Origin of the sequence: Candidatus Borrelia fainii, from assembly GCF_027925085.1 — a bacterium.
Taxonomy (GTDB): Bacteria; Spirochaetota; Spirochaetia; order Borreliales; family Borreliaceae; genus Borrelia; species Borrelia turicatae.
Map to the genome: position 1 here is coordinate 763,254 of NZ_AP027070.1, position 18,586 is coordinate 781,839.

Below are 18,586 nucleotides of genomic sequence, written 5' to 3' on the forward strand. Positions count from 1 at the left end.
TAAATGACTTATTAATCAATTAAATTTTACGTTTTAGAATTTTTTTAAAATTCTTTTTATTATTGTGTTTAAGAAATATGTGTTCGAATTTACTTTTTAGAGAAGGTATATTAAAATTAGTTATTGATTAATGCTGTTTGAGGAGTAAGTACTTTTAAATGATAAATAGAAGTTCCGGTAAGGATAGGGATAGGTCAAGATCCGGTGATAAAGAATTGAGAATTAATCATAAGATTAAGGCTCGTGAGGTTAGGGTTATTTTTGATAATGGAACTCAATCTGTTTTGCCAATTGAAGATGCTATTAAATGTGCTAGGGATGCTGAGCTTGATTTGGTTGAAATTTCTCCAAATTCACTGCCCCCTGTTTGCAAGATAATTGATTATGGGAAATATAAATTTCATCAGGAAAAGCGTCAAAAAGAGCAAAAAAGAAATCAAAAAATAATTAAGCTTAAAGAAGTTAGAATGCAGCCAAAGATAGATACTCATGATCTTGATTTTAAGTATAGAAATATTTTAGGATTCCTCAAAGAGGGTAATAAGGTAAAAGTTACTATAAGATTTAGAGGACGTGAACTTGCTCATACTCATTTGGGCTATGGAATTTTAGATAGTATTCTTGAGAGGGTAGGTGAGTCTAATTATATTTTAGAGTCCCCAGCTAAGATGGAGGGTAAAACAATGTTTTTAATTATTGCACCTAAATCTAAGAAGTAGTGATAAGGAGATGTAAATGTCAAAAATGAAAACATGTAAAAGTGCAAAAAAAAGATATGCTTTTACTTCAAAAGGTAAAATTAAATATAAGAAGCAAAATTTAAGACATATTTTGACAAAAAAGTCTTCAAAGAGAAGAAGGAAGTTGGGTAAGTCAGGTTTGGTTTCAAGTTTTGAGATTAAGAGAATCAAAATCTTATTGCCTTATGCTTAAATATTGATTTAAGGAGATTATATGGCTAGAGTTAAGAACGGGATAGTTCACGTTGCAAGACGAAAGAAGATCTTAAAGAAAACTAAGGGTTTTTGGGGTACTAAGAAAAGTAATTATAAAAAAGCTAAAGATACTCTTCGTAAAGGTATGATGTATGCTACAAGAGATAGAAAGACTCGTAAGAGGGATTTTAGAAGTTTATGGATCGTAAGAATTTCTGCTGCTTTAACGGGTATGGGAATTAACTATTCAAAGTTTTTTGAAAGTTTGAAAAAGTCTAATATTAAGCTTAATAGAAAAATTTTATCTAATTTGGCAATTGAAGATATTGAAACTTTTAAAAAAATTGTTTATGAAATAAAAAATTAAAAACTTCCTGGGAAGTTTAATTGTAGGGATTAGAGTTATTTTTTGCGACATCTTACTAAATTTGGGGATTTAAGTATTTTTTTAACGGATAGTTGCATAGGCGTATTAAAAGTTAAAAATGAAAGTCCCATCTTTGAAAATAGCGCTAAATGAAAATATTCCTATGTTGGCTTCTCGGGATTTTATTTAAAGGAAATACTATTTGTGAAATTTATTTCTCTTGATAATATCAGCAAACAAGATAGTCATATATATTATAGAAGAGTATATTTTGCTGACGTTTTTTATGAATATAAGGGATCTAGTGAGACTAAGCAAGTGAAGTTTACAATAGAAGTAACTCCTTTAGGTGAGAAACATATCACTATTGATTTTGTAGACCCTTTAAATTATCCTGTCCTTAGTTTAATGGTTGCAATCAAGAGGCATGTTATTGATCTTGACATAAAAGGTGAGCTTCCTTGACATTATCTTTTGAAACAGAAGAGGAAATTATAAACTTTTCTAAATCTTTTTTCAATCCCTTGCCTATTGGGAAGATATTTGGTCTTTGTGGTGATATGGGCACTGGAAAGACAACTTTTTTAAAAGGTTTGGCTTTAAATCTTGGCATTTCTTACTTTACAAGTCCAACTTATAATATTGTTAATGTTTATGAGTTTGTAGATTTTAAATTTTATCATATTGATTTGTATCGTTTAAATATTTTGGATGAGTTTCAACTTATTGGTGGAATGGAGCTTCTCTTAGATATGTCAGCTATAATAGCTATTGAATGGCCAGAGATAATTATTGATGTTTTGCCAAAGAATAGATTGATGTTTTTAACATTTAAAATAAAAAATACTAGTAGGATTTTAAAATTTAGCGATGAATACCCTTGCAATTGAATATTCACATAAAACTTTGTTGATTCATTTTGAAATTAATGGTGAGGTCTTCTCTATCATTAAGGATAAAGATAAGATTAATTATACTCTTAGTATCCCAAAATTATTTAATGATTTTGTATTAGAGTGTGGTATTGATCTAAATAAACTTGATTTACTTATTAATTCTTCTGGTCCTGGTTCTTTTACAGGCTTGAGAATTAGTTTAAGTTTTATTAAGGGGCTTTCTTTAGGTCTTTCAATTCCTTTTGTTAATGTACCTACTTTTGATGTTTTTGCGAGATTGGTTAATACAAGCACAGATACGCTAACTTTAAGTTTTACAGCAGGTAAATATTTCCTTGGGTGTTATAAGAATTCTAAATTCTGCGGGAAATTTTTTTGTTTTTCTGAATCAGAGTTATTTGAATATTTAGATGGTCTTGACTTGAAATTTGTTATTGTGAGTAATGATATTAATGATATTCTTTATGAGAAACTTAAAAATAAATTTGAGATTATCAGTGATATGGATTCTTTTGGTTCGGTTTTGACAGAGCTTGGCAAGTTTAAGTATTTAGAAAACAGGCAGGGAGATGATATTTTGTCAGGACCTTTTTATATAAGGTTTAGTGATGCAGAGATTAAATCTTATTTACTAAGATAATCAAATAAATTTTTAATTTTATGTATATTATTCTTGTCTTGTAGGATTGATTTTTTGTTTTCTTCTTTGATAATATCATAGATTTCAGATCTAAGTATTTTGATATTTTCAGGGGCTTTTATAGCTATTTTAACGCTATCTTTTTTTATTTCTAATATTGAAATTTCAATGTTAGAGTCTATTTTTATGCTTTCGTTTGCTTTTCTTGATAATACTAGCATATTTATTCCTTAAAGACTCTATATCTAAGATAATGCTCTTCATTTGTAGATATGGCTTGTTTCCCAATTAATTTCTTTTTGTTTAATATGATTGGAGCTTTTAAATTAGCCGTTATTTCTTTATAGTTTTTTACATGCATGTTAATTATACATAGTATGACTTTTTCATCTTCATTTTCTATTTGGATATCTAACCAATCTTCTTCCTCTATATTTGGCAAATATTTTTCTAAAAAATTAAAGGGCGATGTTACTAAAAAATTTATTTCTCCGTTTATCGATTGCATTATAGAGAAAGGTTTGTGTTCAGAATCTTTGATTATAAATTCTTTAATCTCTTCAAATCCCAGTATCCCTTCAGGAAATTTAAATTTTATACTAATTTCGTTTTTCATTTTATTTTAGAAAATCTAATAATGTTGTTTGCATTATTCTTGCGGAAACCCCTAAAGATACTTGATAAGCTAAATTTGTCATGTTAAGCTCCGTTATTGCTTTTGTGACATCAAGATCGGTATATTTAACCATATCATCTTTCATATCCATTATTTCTTTACTTATCCTTTCATAACTTCGGTCAAGTCTATTTTCTTTAGTTCCAAGATCAGCTAATGTTGCAAAAATTTTATTTAAACTTGCATCAATTTCTGCTAAACTTCTACTTCCAATAATTTCTTCTCTATTTTCTTCTAAATTATCTCTTAACTCAATTAAGCTATCAAAAATTGTTTTGTTTCTAATCTCAGTATTGTTTGCAATATTATAAGGAGGTTCTTTGGTAGTATTATTTTGGGTCAAAATACCTAACTCTTGTAGTACTGTTGAACCTTCATCTTCTGTTATCCATATTTGGTGAGGTATTGTTGTTTGTATTACCATTGAATTTAAAATACGATCAAGAGTAGCTTCAACAGGTGCAGATGATTCATTTATTTTGGCAATAATGTCGGCAGCAGTATCCCCTGCTGTTAATGCTATTTCAATGTTATCAATATAAATTTTTGTGTTTTCTTTGACAATAAATCCATTAACATTTTTTGATGATGTTATGTAATGATTGTGAGAAAAAAATATTTCACTTCCAGGATAGTTATTTGGGATGTAAATTCCATTATATATTTCAGTTGTTTGTTCTGCTTGATTTCCATTGTAGTCTATTCTTACTATTTGAGTTTCTGCTTTGTCTTGAGTTAGTTTATTTATCCTGTTTTCTCTAATTACTTTGAATGCTTCATTATCAATTTTAGTTCCTGCAAATATACTGTATCCATTTGATCCTTTTACATTTGCTATTGCTAGGACGTCTTCAAGTATTGCATTTATTTCTTTTGCTATTATCTTTTTATCATCAGCTTTGTATGTACCGCTTGCACCTTGAACAGTTATTTCTTTTGCACGAGTTAAAATATTTGCAAGGGATTGTAAATACCCTTCCATATATCTTAATTTTCCTTTGGCACTGTTGATATTTTTAATATAGGTATTAAGCTTAAATATATCACTGTCTAGTCTTATTGCATGAGTGACACCTGTTGGGTCGTCTCGCAAATTTGTAATTCTTTTGCCACCTTGGTATAGACTTCCTAAAAGTTTTGTTATTTTTACTTCTTTGTCTGTTGAGGATGTTTTTAAGTTATCATATGTCAAAGGATGACTTACTCTGTTTATCATACATTATACTCCCATTTTATTTATGATTGTATCTATTAATTCTGCAGAAACAGTGATGAATTTGCTTGCAGCAATAAATGATTGTTGAAATTCTATCATGTTTGCTAATTCTTCATCTTTATTTACACCAGATATTGATAGTCTTAAATCAGTTAAACTTTTAAGTATTTGTTCTTGACTATTTTTTGTAATTTCTGCTGTTTGTCCTTTGATTGCAATATTGGAAGCTGTGTTTGCGAAGTAGTCATTGAGTGTTGCATTCTTTCCAATCATGATTTGTGAGTTTACAAAAGATGCAATACGTAATGCTGCCTTATTGTCTCCAATAGGCGTGTTGTTTGTTGGAGTTTTAATTCCCGATACAATCTTTGATGGATCTTCTGCAATTTCTCTAGATACTTTAAGCCATGCAGCTGGATTTTTAAGAGGAGCTATTGAGTAGCTAGCTGTATTTATTAGTTGGTTAGTAGTATTAATGTCTTGATAGTTATAAGCACCCTCAGCTCCCGATGCATTTAGAATGCCTGTATAAGTTGTTAAAAATAGTCCAGAATCTTCAATATATCTAATTCTAAAAATAGCACTGTCGTTTTCTTCTTCTTTGATTGCCTTAATTTCAAATTTTCCTTCTGCATTAATTCTTGCAGTGACTTGTGAGTTGGAGTTATTTATTTTATTTATTACGTCTTGAACGGTATCTGTTGTATTGTAGGGTATTTCTATAAAATCATTTTTATTGATTGCTTGAAATTTGAGTATTCCTGAAAATCCTAGATTTTCTTCTGGAAAAATTTCATTTGTACTATTTATTTTAAATATATGAACAGAATCAAATTGACCATCTCCATTACTGTCATGTCTTCCACGCTCATCGGTTAACTTGTATTCTTGGTCGAAGAAAATTCTTCCGTTTTTTTGATCAAGACCGTGTCCTGACACATGGATTTCATTTACAAGTTCTGTAATATTAATTGCCATATTATCTATCTCATTAATTTCGTTTTTAATTTCGTTATCTCTTACATTAATAAGAGCCCCTAATTTTCCTGTATTAATATTAGCCGGTTTTCCATTATTCCATAGAACATTCCATTTAGTTCCTGTAGAGCCATTGGCTGCTTCCAATATAAATTCATTTGCAATTGCACCTTGAATGAGATGTTTTCCTTCTACATAGATTAAAAATTCATTAGGGTCTCGCTTATTTTCTATGGAGATACTAATTAAATTGCTTAGTTTATCAACTATTAAATCTCGTTCATCCATTAAATCATTTGGTTGATCTTTCATGGCGATTGCTTTTGCAATTTGCCTATTAAGCTCACTGATATTCCTAAGGTAGTTATTTATCTCTTCAGTAGTGATTTTTATTTCATCATTTGCCATTGTATATATTCGTTTAAGAGAATGAAATCTGCTGTTTACTACTTCTGCAAAAGATTGTCCGCGTTCTAGTATAATATTTCTTTCAGCTAGTCCTTGAGGCTGTTTTGATAAATCTTGCCAGCTATCCCAAAAATCATTTAATCTTTTTCTGATTGATTGTTCTTCTGGTTCATTGTATACATTTTCAAGCAAAGAGATAAATTTGTCTTTTGAACTCCAATAGCCAAGTCTATGTGATTCTTCAGCTATTTTTATATCAAGCAGGTCGTCTCTGACTCGCTCTATGGATTGAACCATTATTCCTTGACCTAGTTGACCAACTTTGTTTGCTCTATTTAACTGAGGAGCATAAATTGGCATCTCAGTTTTCATTATAGCTCTTTGTCTTGAATATCCGGGTTTTGACGTGTTGGTTAAATTATGTCCAATTGTGTTCATAGCATCTTTGTGTGCAAATAAACTTTTCTTCCCAATTTCGATTCCTGAAAATGTTGAATCCATTTAAAACTCCTTAAGTAGTTAAAGTTTTTTGTTTATTAAAACGGATGCTTCATTTAAGTTTCCGCTTCTTGGTCCATAAGGATTTTTATAAGTTATATTGTCTACGCTTTCTTGAGCATCTTTAAATATTAGATCTAAAATACCAAGAGATGTTTCTGTATAGCTTGATATTAAGTAATTTAAGTTTTGGATATTTAATATCCCTATTCTTAATCGATGAAAATAATTATATATCTCTTTTTTATAAACCAAACACAGTTTTTCTATAGCCATGTAAGTTGATTCAAATTTTTCAGCATCTGTAAAGTTTTTCCAAAGTTCATCTCTCTTTTGCTCTATATCTTTAAATTTGTGAAGATAAATGTTTGTTTTGTCTATTGCTTCTTTAAACATTTTTTCATTTTTTTCATCAAGATATTTTTTTATATTTAGGTACATATCATATATATCTTCTACTAAAAGAACTTCTTCTTGTAAAGTATTTTTAAGTTCGGTTTCTAATTTAGTTTTCATCTTTATAAAATAAATTATAAGTGAAATTTATAATATTTACAAATTTAGGTCATTTATCTTATGTATTGTATTTTTGAATTTTTTCTTTTATTTTTAATCTTTTTTAATCTTTGCCATTTATGCTATGTTATAATTTTTATAGTCTATGAGCAAACTTTTTCAAAGAGAAGATGATATTGTTGCACTTGCTACTCCTTTACTTAGTAGCGCTTTGTGTGTGATTCGTAGTAGTGGGATTTCTTCAATTGAAAAATTTTCTAAAATATTCTCAGATCCTAAGCGATTGCTTGAGGCGTCTGGCCATACCATTCATTATGGATATTTAATAGATAAAGAAATTTGTGAAAAATTGGACGAAGTTGTTGTTTGTCTTTATAGAGCTCCAAAAAGTTTTACAGGGCAAGATTCAATAGAGGTTATGGCGCATGGTTCTCCTATTGGTATAAAGAGAATTATAGGCTGTTTTTTGAAAGTGGGATTTAGAATGGCTGAACCTGGTGAATTTACTCTTCGTGCTTTTTTGGCTGGAAAATTTGATCTTACTAAAGCAGAGGCAGTAAATGAACTAATTTTTGCTAAAACTAATAAGACCCATGGTCTTGCTGTTAACAAGCTTTCAGGTTCTTTGTTTGCTAAAATAGATTTGATCAAAAAAGATATTTTAAATTTTCTCTCAGCACTTAGTGTTCATCTTGATTATGAAACAAGTGAATATGAGGTTGCCATTCCTTTTGAGATTATTTCAAAAAGCAGAGATGAACTTAAGAGATTGATTGATTCTTATCATACTGCAAGGAAACTGGATCATGGAATTGCATTAGTTTTGGCCGGTTCTGTTAATGTTGGCAAATCTTCTCTTTTTAATTTGTTACTAAAGGAAGATAGGGCTATAGTTTCCTCTTATGCTGGTACTACAAGAGATTATATTCAAGCAAGTTTTGAATTTGATGGTATTTTATTTAACGTTTTTGATACAGCAGGACTTAGGGAGACTAGTGATTTTGTTGAACAGTTGGGTATCGTTAAAAGTAATTCTTTAATTAAGGAAGCATCTTTAGTTCTTTATGTTATTGATCAGAATGTAAGATTAACAAATGACGATTTAAAATTTATTGATTCTTATAAGGGACATCCTAAAGTGATTTTTGTTTTAAATAAGATAGATTTAGAACCAAATAGACAAACAGTTGAATTTTTTAATTCAGGTAATATAAATCTATCAAATTTAGTAAAGATTAGTACTAAGACTTTATTTGGCATAGATTCTCTTTATGATAAGATAAGGTCATTGACATGCTTTGATTATATTGATATTGATTCTTATGATGTTATCGTATCATCAAGCCGCCAAGCAGAACTTTTAAAAAAAGCTTATACTTTAATTATTGAGTTGTTAAATAAGATAGAAAAAGGTATAAGCTATGATATGTTGGCATTTGATGTTTATGAAGTTCTTAATTTTTTAGGCGAAATAACGGGTGAGGTTACTAGTGAAGATGTACTTAACAATATGTTTAAGAATTTTTGTTTAGGGAAATAGATATAGATATGGATTTCGATGCTATTGTAATTGGAGGGGGACATGCTGGTATTGAAGCATCCTTAGCTCTTTCAAGATTAAATTTTAAGACGCTTCTAATTACTCAGAATTTAGATACGATTGGTAAACTTTCTTGTAATCCTGCTATTGGTGGACTTGCTAAGGGAAATATGGTGCGTGAAATTGATGCTCTTGGAGGAGAGATGGGATGCCTTATTGACTTTAGTATGATTCAATTTAGAATTTTAAATAAAAGCAGAGGACCTGCTGTTCAAGCACCACGTGCTCAGGCTGATAAATTAGTGTATCAGGTTAAGGCAAAAGAAACATTGGAAAGGCAACCCAATCTTGATCTTTTTCAAGATACCGTTAGTGACTTTTTGCTTAATTCTATGAGGAATAAAATCGAAGGTGTTGTTACAGAGAGGGGTAATAAATTTACATCTAGTGTTGTTGTTCTTACGACCGGAACTTTTCTTAGAGGTAAAATATTTATTGGTGAATATAGAGCTTGTATGGGGAGAATTTCTGAGCCTGCTGCTTATGGACTTGAAAAAATTTTATTTGAACTTGGATTTGAGATGGGTAGACTTAAGACAGGTACTCCTGCTAGGGTTCATAGAAAGAGTATAAATTTTGCAAAAACAGAAATTCAATTTGGAGATTCTGATATCATTCCTTTTTCCTTTTCAAATACTAAGATAGATAAAGTTCAGCTTTCTTGTTATATCACTTATACAAATAAAAAAACCCATGAAATAATTAGTGACAATATGCATCTCTCTCCGCTTTATTCCGGTGAAATTATTGGGAATGGTCCAAGATATTGTCCTTCAATTGAAGACAAGATAGTAAAATTCAAAGATAAAGATAAACATCAAATATTTATTGAACCTGAAGGTCTAAATACTGAAGAGATGTATCTTAATGGTCTAAGTTCATCTTTACCCGAGGATGTTCAAAAAAGATTGATCAATAGTATTGATGGACTTGAAAATGCAGTTATTACAAGACCTGGATATGCTGTTGAGTATGATTATATCAATCCTATTGAATTATATGCAAGCCTTGAGACTAAAAGGCTTAAGGGACTTTTTGTTGCAGGACAAACTAATGGATCATCAGGATATGAGGAAGCTGCAGCTCAAGGATTGATGGCTGGAATTAATGCAGCACTTAAATTGCAGGGGAAGGATCCAATGATACTGCCAAGGACAAGTTCTTATATTGGAGTGCTTATTGATGATCTTGTTACTAAGGGTACTAAGGAACCTTATAGAATGTTTACCTCAAGGGCTGAACATAGGCTTAATTTAAGACATGATACTAGTGATAAGAGATTGATTAAGTGGGGATATGAAGTTGGATTAGTTAGTAAAGAAAAATATTCTAGATATTTTTTCAAGGAGAAACAAGTAGAAGAAATTAAGGAACTTTTGAGGCAGAGGCGTCTTAAGGAAAGGGAAGCTAGTACTCTGCAGTTAAAGAAACATATTAGTAAAGATTTTTATCATATTATAAAAGATCCGTATATCAATTTAAGTGATCTTATTAATATAGATCCTAAGTTGAATGCTTCAAAAGTGATTCTTGAACAGGTTGAATTAGATATTAAATATGAAGGCTACATTAATAGACAAAGAGATTTAATTAGGAAGATGAATAACCTTGAGCTTATTAAATTACCTCTTGATTTCAATTATGAAATTGATGGTTTATCCAGAGAGGCTAGAGAAAAGTTTGTTAAAATCCAGCCAGCTAATCTTGCTCAGGCAAGTAGGATTTCTGGTGTTAGAAATACGGATATTCAAGTTTTACTTATATATTTTTCAAGTCCTAAAAATAAGGTAGTGCTTAATTTGACTTTATGATGAATGATTTTGAACTTTCTTTGAAAAGTTTAGGAGTGCCTTTTACTTCAAAAAGTATTGATAAATTAAGATTTTATATAGAAAAAGTTTTGTTATTTGGTACTAGGTTTAACTTGGTGTCAAATAATGATCGAAATTTTGATGCAGTGCTTTTACATGTTCTAGATTCTGTAGCTGGATTGCCTATTATCAAAGATAATAATCCACGGCAAGTACTTGATGTAGGTAGTGGAGCTGGATTTCCAGGTATTGTTTTGGCTCTTTTTGATAATTTTAGAAAGTATATTCTTCTTGAACGTAGTAATAAAAAGGCTACTTTTTTAAGGATGATTAGTTTAGAACTTGGTTTAGACAATATTGAGGTATTAGAACATGATGTTGATAAAGAGCAAAATAAATATGAATTTATTACAATTAGGGCTTTTAGAGATATAAGGGAATATGCAAGAATTTTGAAATTGATTTTAAAAGATGGGGGTTTGATTATGGCTTATAAGGGTAAATTAGATAAGATTAAGTTTGAAATTAGTCATATTGAACGTTTGTTTAACAAAATAGAAATAAAATCATCAACAATGAGTGATGGTAAAGAGAGGAATTTTCTTTTGCTTTATAAGTAGTGATTTTATTTTTTCGTTTTATCGTTTATATTTTATTTTTGATGAAAAATTTTAGTACGATAGGAGTGGTATGAAAAGTAGTTTTCAAATAGATTCTGAAGTAGAGAATGCATTAGGTTTAATAAATAAGTTTAGAAGAGAGGTTGCAAGTAGAATCCTTGGTCAAAGAGAAATGATAGATGCTATTTTGATGGGAATTTTAACTGAAGGACATGTTTTGCTTGAAGGTGTACCAGGCCTTGCTAAAACATTGACTATTCAAACAATTTCAGATGTTCTTGATCTTGGGTTTAAGAGAGTGCAATTTACCCCGGACCTTTTGCCTTCTGATCTTACAGGTAATATGGTGTATAAGAGTACGACAGGGACTTTTAAGGTTAGAAAGGGGCCTGTATTTTCAAATATTATTTTAGCGGATGAAATTAATAGAGCACCTGCAAAGGTGCAATCAGCACTTCTTGAGGCAATGAGTGAGCGTCAAGTAACTCTTGGCGATGAGACATATAAGCTGCCAGATCCGTTCTTTGTTCTTGCAACACAAAATCCAATTGAACAAGAGGGGACTTATAATTTGCCAGAAGCTCAGCTTGATAGATTTTTGTTAAAAGTTAATGTGAAATATCCTTCTATTCAAGATGAAATTAAGCTTCTTAAAATATTCTCAGTTGATGGTGGGCTTGAGAATATTAAAGTTGCAAAAATAATGAATGCTTATTCTTTAGCAGAGCTCAAGCGTACAATTGGTAAGGTTAAGGTAGATGATAAGATAATGCTTTATATCGTTACTTTAATAGCAGCTTCTCGTGAAAATGACAAAAAAACTTATCCATTTACTAAATATATTGAATTTGGAGCATCTCCTAGGGCATCACTTAGTTTGCTCAAATGTGCTCGTGTTAATGCCCTTTATGAGGGGCGATTGTTTGTTCTTCCTGAAGATGTTAAGGCTGTGGCTTATAATGTGTTGAGACATAGAATTACTCCATCTTATGAGGCAGAGGTTGAAGAGATGAATACTGATGATATTATTAAGATACTTCTTTCAGCTGTGGCGCTTCCTTAAGGGGTTAAATTTCATATGCAATATGATAATGAATCAAATGCTAGCACTAGAACTAAGATAAAAGCTTTAAAATTCTTCTCTAGAAAAATGCTTTTGGAGCTTAATTTTGGTGGGTATCGTTCTATTTTTAAGGGTCTTGGTCTTGAATTTCATGAGTTTAGGCCTTATGAGGAAACGGATGATGCTAGATTGATTGATTGGAATGTTAGTTCGAAAACGGATAGCATATTCTTGAAGGTTTTTAGAGAAGATAAGGGAATGAATCTTCATTTGCTTGTTGATAATTCTCTTTCAATGAGTCTGGGAAGCTTGACTAGTAAAAAGGAAATTCAAGATTTATTAGTTTCTATTTTTGCTCATATGGCATTTTTTAATAATGATAAAATAGGTATAACTTTTTTCTCAAGTGAAACGGATAAGTTTATTTCATCTCGAAAGGGGCATTCACATTTAGGACGAATTTTAAATGAGACAATAAATAGGCGCCTTAAGAGGGGAAGTAATTTAACTTATGTATTTAAAAATACAGCTGAATATTATAAGAAAAGATCTTTAATTATCATTATTTCAGATTTTAAGGCCAGTAATTATTTTAAATCTTTAACTGTTCTTAGTAAACGTCATAATATTATTGCAATAAGGCTTACAGATTTTTTTGATGAAAATCTTCCTCAATATGGAGTTTTAACTTATGAAGATATTGAAACTTGTGAAGATTTTTTGACTTCTGGATTTAGTAAAACGATATCGAATAGTTATAAAAATTATTGGACATTAGATAAAATCAAATGGAGAAAAGAATGCATAAAAAGAGGTATTAATTTTATAGAAATTAGTACGAAAGATAATGTTTTTAGAAAGTTAAAAGCCCTTTTAAAAAAGGAGAATGATATTTGAAAAACACAATTGTCTTTATCATGTTTTTTTTGTCTTTTTATTTATTTTCTTATGAGATAAAAAATGAGATGTTTATTCCAACTCGTTATTATGTGGGAGATACTGTTGAGCTTAAATTTTCGTTAATTCTTGGTGAGAATGAAAAATTTATCCCTGCTGAATTTGAGGAAATTAAAAATGAGTTTGTTGAAGTTAAGTCACTTCTTTACATACCTGAAAGCGGGGAGGTAATAGTATATTTTGTTTCGTTTTATGTTGGAAGCAATACTCTTCCGCATATTTATGTTGGAGATATTATCAGCAATGATAAGTCTTTTAAATTAATTCTAAATAATGTCAAAATAAATACTAGTAAGTTAATTGCAGATGATGATGTTCTTAAAATTCAGGATATAGAGGGAGTGCTTTTTCTTCCAGGAACAAGTACGTATCTTGTTATTTTTATTTTAGCTCTTGTAGCAGTTCCTTACTTTTGTATTAAATTTTTGAAGCTTGTCAAGCAGTTATTAGTGTTTTTAATAATGAAGCATAATTTAAGAAAACCTTATAAAGTATTTCAGAAACAAATGGTTATTTTGTCTAATTATATTAAGAATGACGAAGAACAGGTTGTTTTTTATAATTTATTGAATTCATCTTTAAGGGTTTATTTATCTAAAAAAACAGGTTTTGATTTTAATGCAATTACTACGACGGAAATTTCTGAAATTTTGCAAAATTTTAATGTTCCTTATGAAATTCGTTCAACTTTTGTTAATATGCTTAGACTTTCTGATTTTAGTAAATTTAGTGGAATCAATTTATCAGGTGGAAATTTTTCACTTGTTTTAGATGATTTAAAGAAAGCAGCTTTTAATTTTGAAGAATTTAATAGAGGGAATAATGTTAACATTCAATGAACCTTTATATTTATTTTTACTTGTAATTCTTCCATTAATAATTTATTTTAGCCATTTTTTTAAGCGTAGAGGGGGAAAAGTTAAATTTCCAATATCTATTTATGGAAACTTTGGCTCTATAAAATTAAAGGATTATGGATTGAATTTGTTATATTTTATAACTTATGCTTTATTTTATTTAGCAATGACAGTTATGATTTTAACCTTAGCAGGTCCTTCTATTTCGAAAAAGAAAACGACTTATCTTAGTAGTGGAGCTGATATTGTTATTGTGCTAGATATATCTCCTAGCATGGGTGCTATTGAATTTTCATCTAAAAATAGACTTGAATTTGCAAAAGAATTAATTAAATATTTTGTTTATCAAAGAGAAAATGACAATATTGGATTGGTGGCTTTTGCTAAGGAAGCTTCTTTAATAGTTCCACTTACAATTGATAGAGATTTTTTTTCTAAAAAATTAGACGATATTTATATTATGGATCTTGGCAATGGTTCTGCTTTGGACCTTGGTATTTCCATTGCTCTTTCTCATTTAAAGCATTCGGAAGCACTTAAGAGATCAGTGATTGTTTTAACAGATGGTGTAGTTAATTCGGATGAAGTTTATAAGGATCAGGTAATAAATCTTGCTCAAGGATTAAATGTTAAAATTTACTCTATTGGAATTGGTAGCAGTGAAGAGTTTAGTGTTGGGTTTAAATTGAGATCTGGCAAGTTTTATCAAGGTACTTTAAGAGAGATTTATGATCCTAGTATGCTTTTGGAGATTTCAAGTAAAACAGGAGGATCTTTTTATTCTGTAGGTGATGATTTTTCATTTAAACTTGCAATACAGGATTTTTCGAAAAAGGAAAATGTAGATAGAAAGATTAAAATTTCGGTTGATAATGATGATGTTTATAATGAATTTTTATTGGTAATATTTTTCTTATTAATCCTCTACTTCATTTTGTCTAAGTTCTTTTTAGAAGAGGTATTATGAGTATAGGCAATTATTATGCTTTTTATTTGTTTATAATTTTATTTTTAGTTCTTTTTTTATATATTTATAATTTTAGAAAATCGCTTCCATTATTTAAGACTTTAAGTCTTATGTATGTTAATAATGCTTACATTAAAAATTATTATATAAAAAAAATTCTTATGATGTTCTTTTTTGTATTGAGTCTGGGTTCTTTAATTGTTTCTATCTTGGATATTTCTTGGGGGCAAAAAGCTACTGAGGATAAAAGATCAAATTTAAGGATATCTTTTGTTGTCGATATTTCTCGTAGTATGTTAACATTTGATGAAAAAAAATCGATTAACAGGCTTGAGAGTGCTAAAAATTTTGTTAGTTTGATTTTAAATAATTTTGAGAATGTTGAATATTCGCTTACTATTTTTAAAGGTAAATCCTTGTTAGTATTGCCCTTTTCTAAAGATAAAGCTAGCTTGCATAAAATGCTAAATTATATTGAGCCTAATTTAATAAGTTTTCCTGGTAGTTTTTTAGGTGAAGGAGTTTTTAATGCCATACAGGGAATAAAAGATGATTCTTATTATAATTTTTTGATAATTTTAACAGATGGAGATGAATGGGGTGAGTATAATTATTATACTTTTCCTAAGTTGATTGATGCACTTAATATTACAAGCTTTGTAGTTGGGATTGGAAGTAATAAGCCATCTCCTTTGATTGATAATAATTTAAGTGTTAAAGATAAATATGGCAATATAGTGGAAGCCATGCTTGATGAGGATAATTTGTATCTTTTAACGTCTTCTCTTAAGGGTTCTTATTATAATTTATATTTAAAAGGTACTAATTATGTTATTAATGAGATAAAGAATGATATAATGAAAAAAAGTTCAAGTGATATTTTGCTTATTGGTATTTTAAGATATAAGCTTTTTTTAGCTATCTCTTTTTTATTTATAGTATTGTATTTATTTGTTAAGGTCATTAAATGGGACGAAACTTTTTAATTTATTTTTTAATGAGTTTTATGTTTGCATCCTTTTTATCTTGTTCTAATATTAAAGCCATGTTTCTTATGGTCATTGGTAATTATGAATATATTAGAGGCGACTATCAGGGTGCGATTTCCATTTATTATGATCTTGTAGATGATAAACAAGGTATGTCGTGGGGTTATTATAATCTTGGGATTGTATATTATTCTTTAGGAGAGTATGAAAGCTCCCTTCGGATGTTTTCGTATGCAAAAAGAGATAATGATTCCTTTTTGAATTTTAATATAAACTATAATGAGGGAATAATATACTATAATCAAGGACTTTATCGAAAAGCAGAGGTGGCATTTAAGGAAGCTTTAAGGATCAATCCCGCAAGTTATAATGCTAAATATAATCTTGAACTTGCAATAATTAAAAAAAGAACTATTCCAGATGTTTTAGATAGTTTAAGTGTTAAGAGAAGTCAAAGTTTTATTGAGAACAATGAAAATTTTTTAAGGTATATTGAAAATCTTGAGAGGGTTTTATGGGTAACAAGGTCAAAAGAACAGACTGTGTCTTTACAAGAAGATTGGTGATATCTTTAATTTTATTTTTTATAAACTTTGAAATTTACTCTTTATCTGGTACCGATTATTTAGTATCAACTAAGGTACTTAGAGGATCTAAGGTTGTTCATGTGATTAGATTAAATTTATCTCAAGATATTGATGAGTCGTTATTAAAGTTTGAAATAAGTAAAGATATAAATGATAATACCAAAATTGCTTCGATATCAAAGGTACCAGATGGAAATAACATTGTTACAGAAATAAAAATTGAATATGCTTTTGATAAGTTGGGATTTGTTAAGATTCCTTCATTAAAAGTTGTTTATCTTGATGAAGTTTATTTAAGTTCAGAGTTTGAAGTGGTTATTTTAAAAGAAGATGAGTCGAAGTTTTTTGGTTTGCCAGTTAGATTGTATTGGGATTTTGATAAAGAAGAAATTTATGAGTATCAAAGTGTTGGGTTCGTTTTGCGTGTCAATTGGCTTGTGAATAATAATTTGAAGTCTATTGCCAGTTCTTTTAACGCTGTTAAAGATGCAATGATTGATAGAACCCCTATATTTGAAAATATTAAATATAGGGCTTTTAATAGTAAAGAAATCTTGGATGTACCCCTTTATAATTTTATCTTAACTCCTCTTAGAGGTTCAAAAGGTATTGTTATTCCTAGTGTTTCTTTTAATATAGGCGAAGATATTGCCCGTATGAGTCCTGGTATTTCTTTAAAAATTAAACCAATACCTGATGAGGTTAAGTCTTTGGCCGTTGGAACTTTTAAAATTTACTATGAATTTCCTAATTCAACTTTAATTAATCAAGATACTTTTACTGTTTTAATAAAAATTACAGGACAAGGTAATCTTCCACATATTCGTTTTCCAGAAATTGAAACTTATAACTCTAAAGTTATTTATAATAAAAAAAGTTATAATTTTGAACCTTCAAAAGATGGATATAAGGGTAGTATATCTAAGGTATATACTCTTAAACCAGATAATAAGGGTAATTTATTTTTAAATATTGGTGATTTTACTTATTTAAATCCTGATGATGGAAAAGTTTATAAACTTGATGGTAAACGACTAAAATATGAATATTATGGGAAATTTAAAAATAATAATGAGTTTGGTCAAGAGTTATTGTCAGATTTTAGTTTGCTTTCATATCATGATATTTTAAAACATAGGAATAAAACTTTTTTATTCTTTGTTCCCGTTTATTACTTAATTTTGATACCAGGAATTTTATTCTCTTTAGTTGTTTTTATTAGATATAGAAAGTTCTTTATTGCATCAGGTTGTGGATTAGTTATTTTAATATTAACTCTTGCTGTTAGTCTTAATGCTATTAACGATGGTTATTTGTCAGAAGATAATATAAATGATTTAATTGAAGATTATAAATTAAAAAATTATGATAATGCTCTTAATAGAGTTGATAATATTCTTAAAAAGAATCCAAGTTATTCAGGACTGTGGTTAAATAGAGCTCTCATTTTGAATAAAATGGATAGATATTTTGATGCAATTTATTCGGCTTATAAAGCATTTTTTACTTCACCAAGTAATGATACCTTTTACAAGGTGATTGATTTTATTGAGGCTAAGAATGGAGTTAATGAAAATATTAGAAACAATAGTTTTGTTTGGTCTAATATTTTTTTTATTATTAGTTTAATTTTAATAAATATTTTAATAGTGATTATTTCTTATAAATTTTATGCAAAAAATTTAAAGAGAATTATTTTATTCTTGCTTTTATCTGTAACGTGTTTTACTTTATTTCAAACATATTACTTTTATGTTGACCAACAGTCTGAGATTGGAATTATTAAAGGTGATCTAGTTTCTCTTTATAAAGTCCCTGATAATTTTTCAAGAAGTTGGCGATTCTTAAACGGGAATATAAGTGTTTACGTACTTAATAGAAAAGATGACTTTGTTCTTATTCAAACAAGTCATGGACTTCAGGGATGGATTCATAAAAACTTTATAGCGTCTGTTAAAGATAGTTTAATATAAAGTAATACCAATTTATTAATTGATTTAAATTA

At 29.1% G+C, this 18,586-nt stretch carries 21 protein-coding genes; 16 read left to right on the forward strand and 5 right to left on the reverse strand.

Features of this window, described 5'->3' with window-relative positions; genetic code table 11:
* Nucleotides 1–158: 158 nt before the first annotated feature.
* The 6 genes from infC (at nucleotide 159) to tsaB (ending at nucleotide 2,838) form a co-directional block, all read left to right on the forward strand.
* Nucleotides 159–719 carry a translation initiation factor IF-3 gene (infC, locus tag QMG63_RS03520; protein WP_281861756.1) on the forward strand — a complete coding sequence of 187 codons (561 nt, stop codon included), beginning with the start codon at nucleotides 159–161 and terminating at the stop codon, nucleotides 717–719.
* A 16-nt stretch (nucleotides 720–735) separates the two neighbouring features.
* Nucleotides 736–933 carry a 50S ribosomal protein L35 gene (gene rpmI, locus QMG63_RS03525; RefSeq protein ID WP_281861758.1) on the forward strand — a complete coding sequence of 66 codons (198 nt, stop codon included), beginning with the start codon at nucleotides 736–738 and terminating at the stop codon, nucleotides 931–933.
* A gap of 21 nt (nucleotides 934–954) precedes the next feature.
* On the forward strand, nucleotides 955–1,302 hold the full coding sequence (rplT, locus tag QMG63_RS03530; protein WP_011772144.1) for a 50S ribosomal protein L20: 348 nt from the start codon (nucleotides 955–957) through the stop codon (nucleotides 1,300–1,302).
* 204 nt (nucleotides 1,303–1,506) lie between these two features.
* A complete protein-coding gene (locus tag QMG63_RS03535; RefSeq protein ID WP_281861760.1) occupies nucleotides 1,507–1,767 on the forward strand; it encodes a hypothetical protein in 261 nt (86 codons plus the stop codon).
* Nucleotides 1,764–2,192, forward strand: coding sequence for a tRNA (adenosine(37)-N6)-threonylcarbamoyltransferase complex ATPase subunit type 1 TsaE (gene tsaE / locus QMG63_RS03540; RefSeq protein ID WP_281861762.1), 429 nt, complete (start codon nucleotides 1,764–1,766; stop codon nucleotides 2,190–2,192). Before QMG63_RS03535 ends, tsaE begins: the two co-directional genes overlap by 4 nt.
* A complete protein-coding gene (gene tsaB, locus QMG63_RS03545) occupies nucleotides 2,173–2,838 on the forward strand; it encodes a tRNA (adenosine(37)-N6)-threonylcarbamoyltransferase complex dimerization subunit type 1 TsaB (protein WP_281861764.1) in 666 nt (221 codons plus the stop codon). The genes tsaE and tsaB overlap by 20 nt, the downstream gene beginning before the upstream one ends.
* On the opposite strand, the gene csrA is transcribed toward tsaB, so the two are convergent.
* From csrA to QMG63_RS03570, 5 genes are read right to left on the reverse strand one after another with little or no spacing between them, the layout of a single operon-like run.
* Nucleotides 2,823–3,059: a carbon storage regulator CsrA gene (csrA, locus tag QMG63_RS03550; protein ID WP_281861765.1), complete on the reverse strand. Its 237-nt coding sequence runs from the start codon at nucleotides 3,057–3,059 to the stop codon at nucleotides 2,823–2,825. The genes tsaB and csrA overlap by 16 nt on opposite strands.
* A gap of 2 nt (nucleotides 3,060–3,061) precedes the next feature.
* Nucleotides 3,062–3,454, reverse strand: a complete 393-nt coding sequence (fliW, locus tag QMG63_RS03555) for a flagellar assembly protein FliW (RefSeq protein ID WP_281861767.1) — start codon at nucleotides 3,452–3,454, stop codon at nucleotides 3,062–3,064.
* A 1-nt stretch (nucleotide 3,455) separates the two neighbouring features.
* Nucleotides 3,456–4,730, reverse strand: a complete 1,275-nt coding sequence (locus QMG63_RS03560; protein WP_281861769.1) for a flagellar hook-associated protein 3 — start codon at nucleotides 4,728–4,730, stop codon at nucleotides 3,456–3,458.
* A 3-nt stretch (nucleotides 4,731–4,733) separates the two neighbouring features.
* Nucleotides 4,734–6,617: a flagellar hook-associated protein FlgK gene (flgK, locus tag QMG63_RS03565; RefSeq protein WP_281861771.1), complete on the reverse strand. Its 1,884-nt coding sequence runs from the start codon at nucleotides 6,615–6,617 to the stop codon at nucleotides 4,734–4,736.
* An 18-nt stretch (nucleotides 6,618–6,635) separates the two neighbouring features.
* A complete protein-coding gene (locus QMG63_RS03570) occupies nucleotides 6,636–7,130 on the reverse strand; it encodes a flagellar protein FlbF (RefSeq protein WP_281861773.1) in 495 nt (164 codons plus the stop codon).
* A 145-nt stretch (nucleotides 7,131–7,275) separates the two neighbouring features.
* Between QMG63_RS03570 and mnmE the strand changes: the two genes are divergently transcribed.
* The 10 genes from mnmE (at nucleotide 7,276) to QMG63_RS03620 (ending at nucleotide 18,554) form a co-directional block, all read left to right on the forward strand.
* Nucleotides 7,276–8,670 carry a tRNA uridine-5-carboxymethylaminomethyl(34) synthesis GTPase MnmE gene (gene mnmE / locus QMG63_RS03575; protein ID WP_281861775.1) on the forward strand — a complete coding sequence of 465 codons (1,395 nt, stop codon included), beginning with the start codon at nucleotides 7,276–7,278 and terminating at the stop codon, nucleotides 8,668–8,670.
* An 8-nt stretch (nucleotides 8,671–8,678) separates the two neighbouring features.
* Entirely contained in the window at nucleotides 8,679–10,541 is a 1,863-nt protein-coding gene (mnmG, locus tag QMG63_RS03580) for a tRNA uridine-5-carboxymethylaminomethyl(34) synthesis enzyme MnmG (RefSeq protein ID WP_281862109.1), read from the forward strand.
* Nucleotides 10,538–11,161 carry a 16S rRNA (guanine(527)-N(7))-methyltransferase RsmG gene (gene rsmG / locus QMG63_RS03585; protein ID WP_281861777.1) on the forward strand — a complete coding sequence of 208 codons (624 nt, stop codon included), beginning with the start codon at nucleotides 10,538–10,540 and terminating at the stop codon, nucleotides 11,159–11,161. Before mnmG ends, rsmG begins: the two co-directional genes overlap by 4 nt.
* 70 nt (nucleotides 11,162–11,231) lie before the next feature.
* Nucleotides 11,232–12,224, forward strand: coding sequence for an AAA family ATPase (locus QMG63_RS03590; protein ID WP_281861779.1), 993 nt, complete (start codon nucleotides 11,232–11,234; stop codon nucleotides 12,222–12,224).
* A gap of 15 nt (nucleotides 12,225–12,239) precedes the next feature.
* Nucleotides 12,240–13,121, forward strand: a complete 882-nt coding sequence (locus QMG63_RS03595; protein WP_281861780.1) for a DUF58 domain-containing protein — start codon at nucleotides 12,240–12,242, stop codon at nucleotides 13,119–13,121.
* Entirely contained in the window at nucleotides 13,118–14,020 is a 903-nt protein-coding gene (locus QMG63_RS03600; RefSeq protein ID WP_425592802.1) for a hypothetical protein, read from the forward strand. The genes QMG63_RS03595 and QMG63_RS03600 overlap by 4 nt, the downstream gene beginning before the upstream one ends.
* Nucleotides 14,004–15,005: a vWA domain-containing protein gene (locus QMG63_RS03605; protein ID WP_281861782.1), complete on the forward strand. Its 1,002-nt coding sequence runs from the start codon at nucleotides 14,004–14,006 to the stop codon at nucleotides 15,003–15,005. Before QMG63_RS03600 ends, QMG63_RS03605 begins: the two co-directional genes overlap by 17 nt.
* Nucleotides 15,002–15,991, forward strand: a complete 990-nt coding sequence (locus tag QMG63_RS03610) for a vWA domain-containing protein (protein ID WP_281861783.1) — start codon at nucleotides 15,002–15,004, stop codon at nucleotides 15,989–15,991. Before QMG63_RS03605 ends, QMG63_RS03610 begins: the two co-directional genes overlap by 4 nt.
* Nucleotides 15,973–16,560 carry a tetratricopeptide repeat protein gene (locus QMG63_RS03615; protein ID WP_281861785.1) on the forward strand — a complete coding sequence of 196 codons (588 nt, stop codon included), beginning with the start codon at nucleotides 15,973–15,975 and terminating at the stop codon, nucleotides 16,558–16,560. The genes QMG63_RS03610 and QMG63_RS03615 overlap by 19 nt, the downstream gene beginning before the upstream one ends.
* On the forward strand, nucleotides 16,509–18,554 hold the full coding sequence (locus QMG63_RS03620) for a hypothetical protein (protein ID WP_281861786.1): 2,046 nt from the start codon (nucleotides 16,509–16,511) through the stop codon (nucleotides 18,552–18,554). The genes QMG63_RS03615 and QMG63_RS03620 overlap by 52 nt, the downstream gene beginning before the upstream one ends.
* The last annotated feature ends 32 nt before the right edge of the window (nucleotides 18,555–18,586 follow it).

Bases quoted from the DNA above. Each gene is read 5' to 3' on its own strand.
- infC (WP_281861756.1), top strand. From the start codon at position 159: ATGATAAATAGAAGTTCCGGTAAGGATAGGGATAGGTCAAGATCCGGT.
- rpmI (WP_281861758.1), top strand. From the start codon at position 736: ATGTCAAAAATGAAAACATGTAAAAGTGCAAAAAAAAGATATGCTTTT.
- rplT (WP_011772144.1), top strand. From the start codon at position 955: ATGGCTAGAGTTAAGAACGGGATAGTTCACGTTGCAAGACGAAAGAAG.
- tsaB (WP_281861764.1), top strand. From the start codon at position 2,173: ATGAATACCCTTGCAATTGAATATTCACATAAAACTTTGTTGATTCAT.
- csrA (WP_281861765.1), bottom strand. From the start codon at position 3,059: ATGCTAGTATTATCAAGAAAAGCAAACGAAAGCATAAAAATAGACTCT.
- fliW (WP_281861767.1), bottom strand. From the start codon at position 3,454: ATGAAAAACGAAATTAGTATAAAATTTAAATTTCCTGAAGGGATACTG.
- QMG63_RS03560 (WP_281861769.1), bottom strand. From the start codon at position 4,730: ATGATAAACAGAGTAAGTCATCCTTTGACATATGATAACTTAAAAACA.
- flgK (WP_281861771.1), bottom strand. From the start codon at position 6,617: ATGGATTCAACATTTTCAGGAATCGAAATTGGGAAGAAAAGTTTATTT.
- QMG63_RS03570 (WP_281861773.1), bottom strand. From the start codon at position 7,130: ATGAAAACTAAATTAGAAACCGAACTTAAAAATACTTTACAAGAAGAA.
- mnmE (WP_281861775.1), top strand. From the start codon at position 7,276: ATGAGCAAACTTTTTCAAAGAGAAGATGATATTGTTGCACTTGCTACT.
- mnmG (WP_281862109.1), top strand. From the start codon at position 8,679: ATGGATTTCGATGCTATTGTAATTGGAGGGGGACATGCTGGTATTGAA.
- rsmG (WP_281861777.1), top strand. From the start codon at position 10,538: ATGATGAATGATTTTGAACTTTCTTTGAAAAGTTTAGGAGTGCCTTTT.
- QMG63_RS03590 (WP_281861779.1), top strand. From the start codon at position 11,232: ATGAAAAGTAGTTTTCAAATAGATTCTGAAGTAGAGAATGCATTAGGT.
- QMG63_RS03595 (WP_281861780.1), top strand. From the start codon at position 12,240: ATGCAATATGATAATGAATCAAATGCTAGCACTAGAACTAAGATAAAA.
- QMG63_RS03605 (WP_281861782.1), top strand. From the start codon at position 14,004: ATGTTAACATTCAATGAACCTTTATATTTATTTTTACTTGTAATTCTT.
- QMG63_RS03610 (WP_281861783.1), top strand. From the start codon at position 15,002: ATGAGTATAGGCAATTATTATGCTTTTTATTTGTTTATAATTTTATTT.
- QMG63_RS03615 (WP_281861785.1), top strand. From the start codon at position 15,973: ATGGGACGAAACTTTTTAATTTATTTTTTAATGAGTTTTATGTTTGCA.
- QMG63_RS03620 (WP_281861786.1), top strand. From the start codon at position 16,509: ATGGGTAACAAGGTCAAAAGAACAGACTGTGTCTTTACAAGAAGATTG.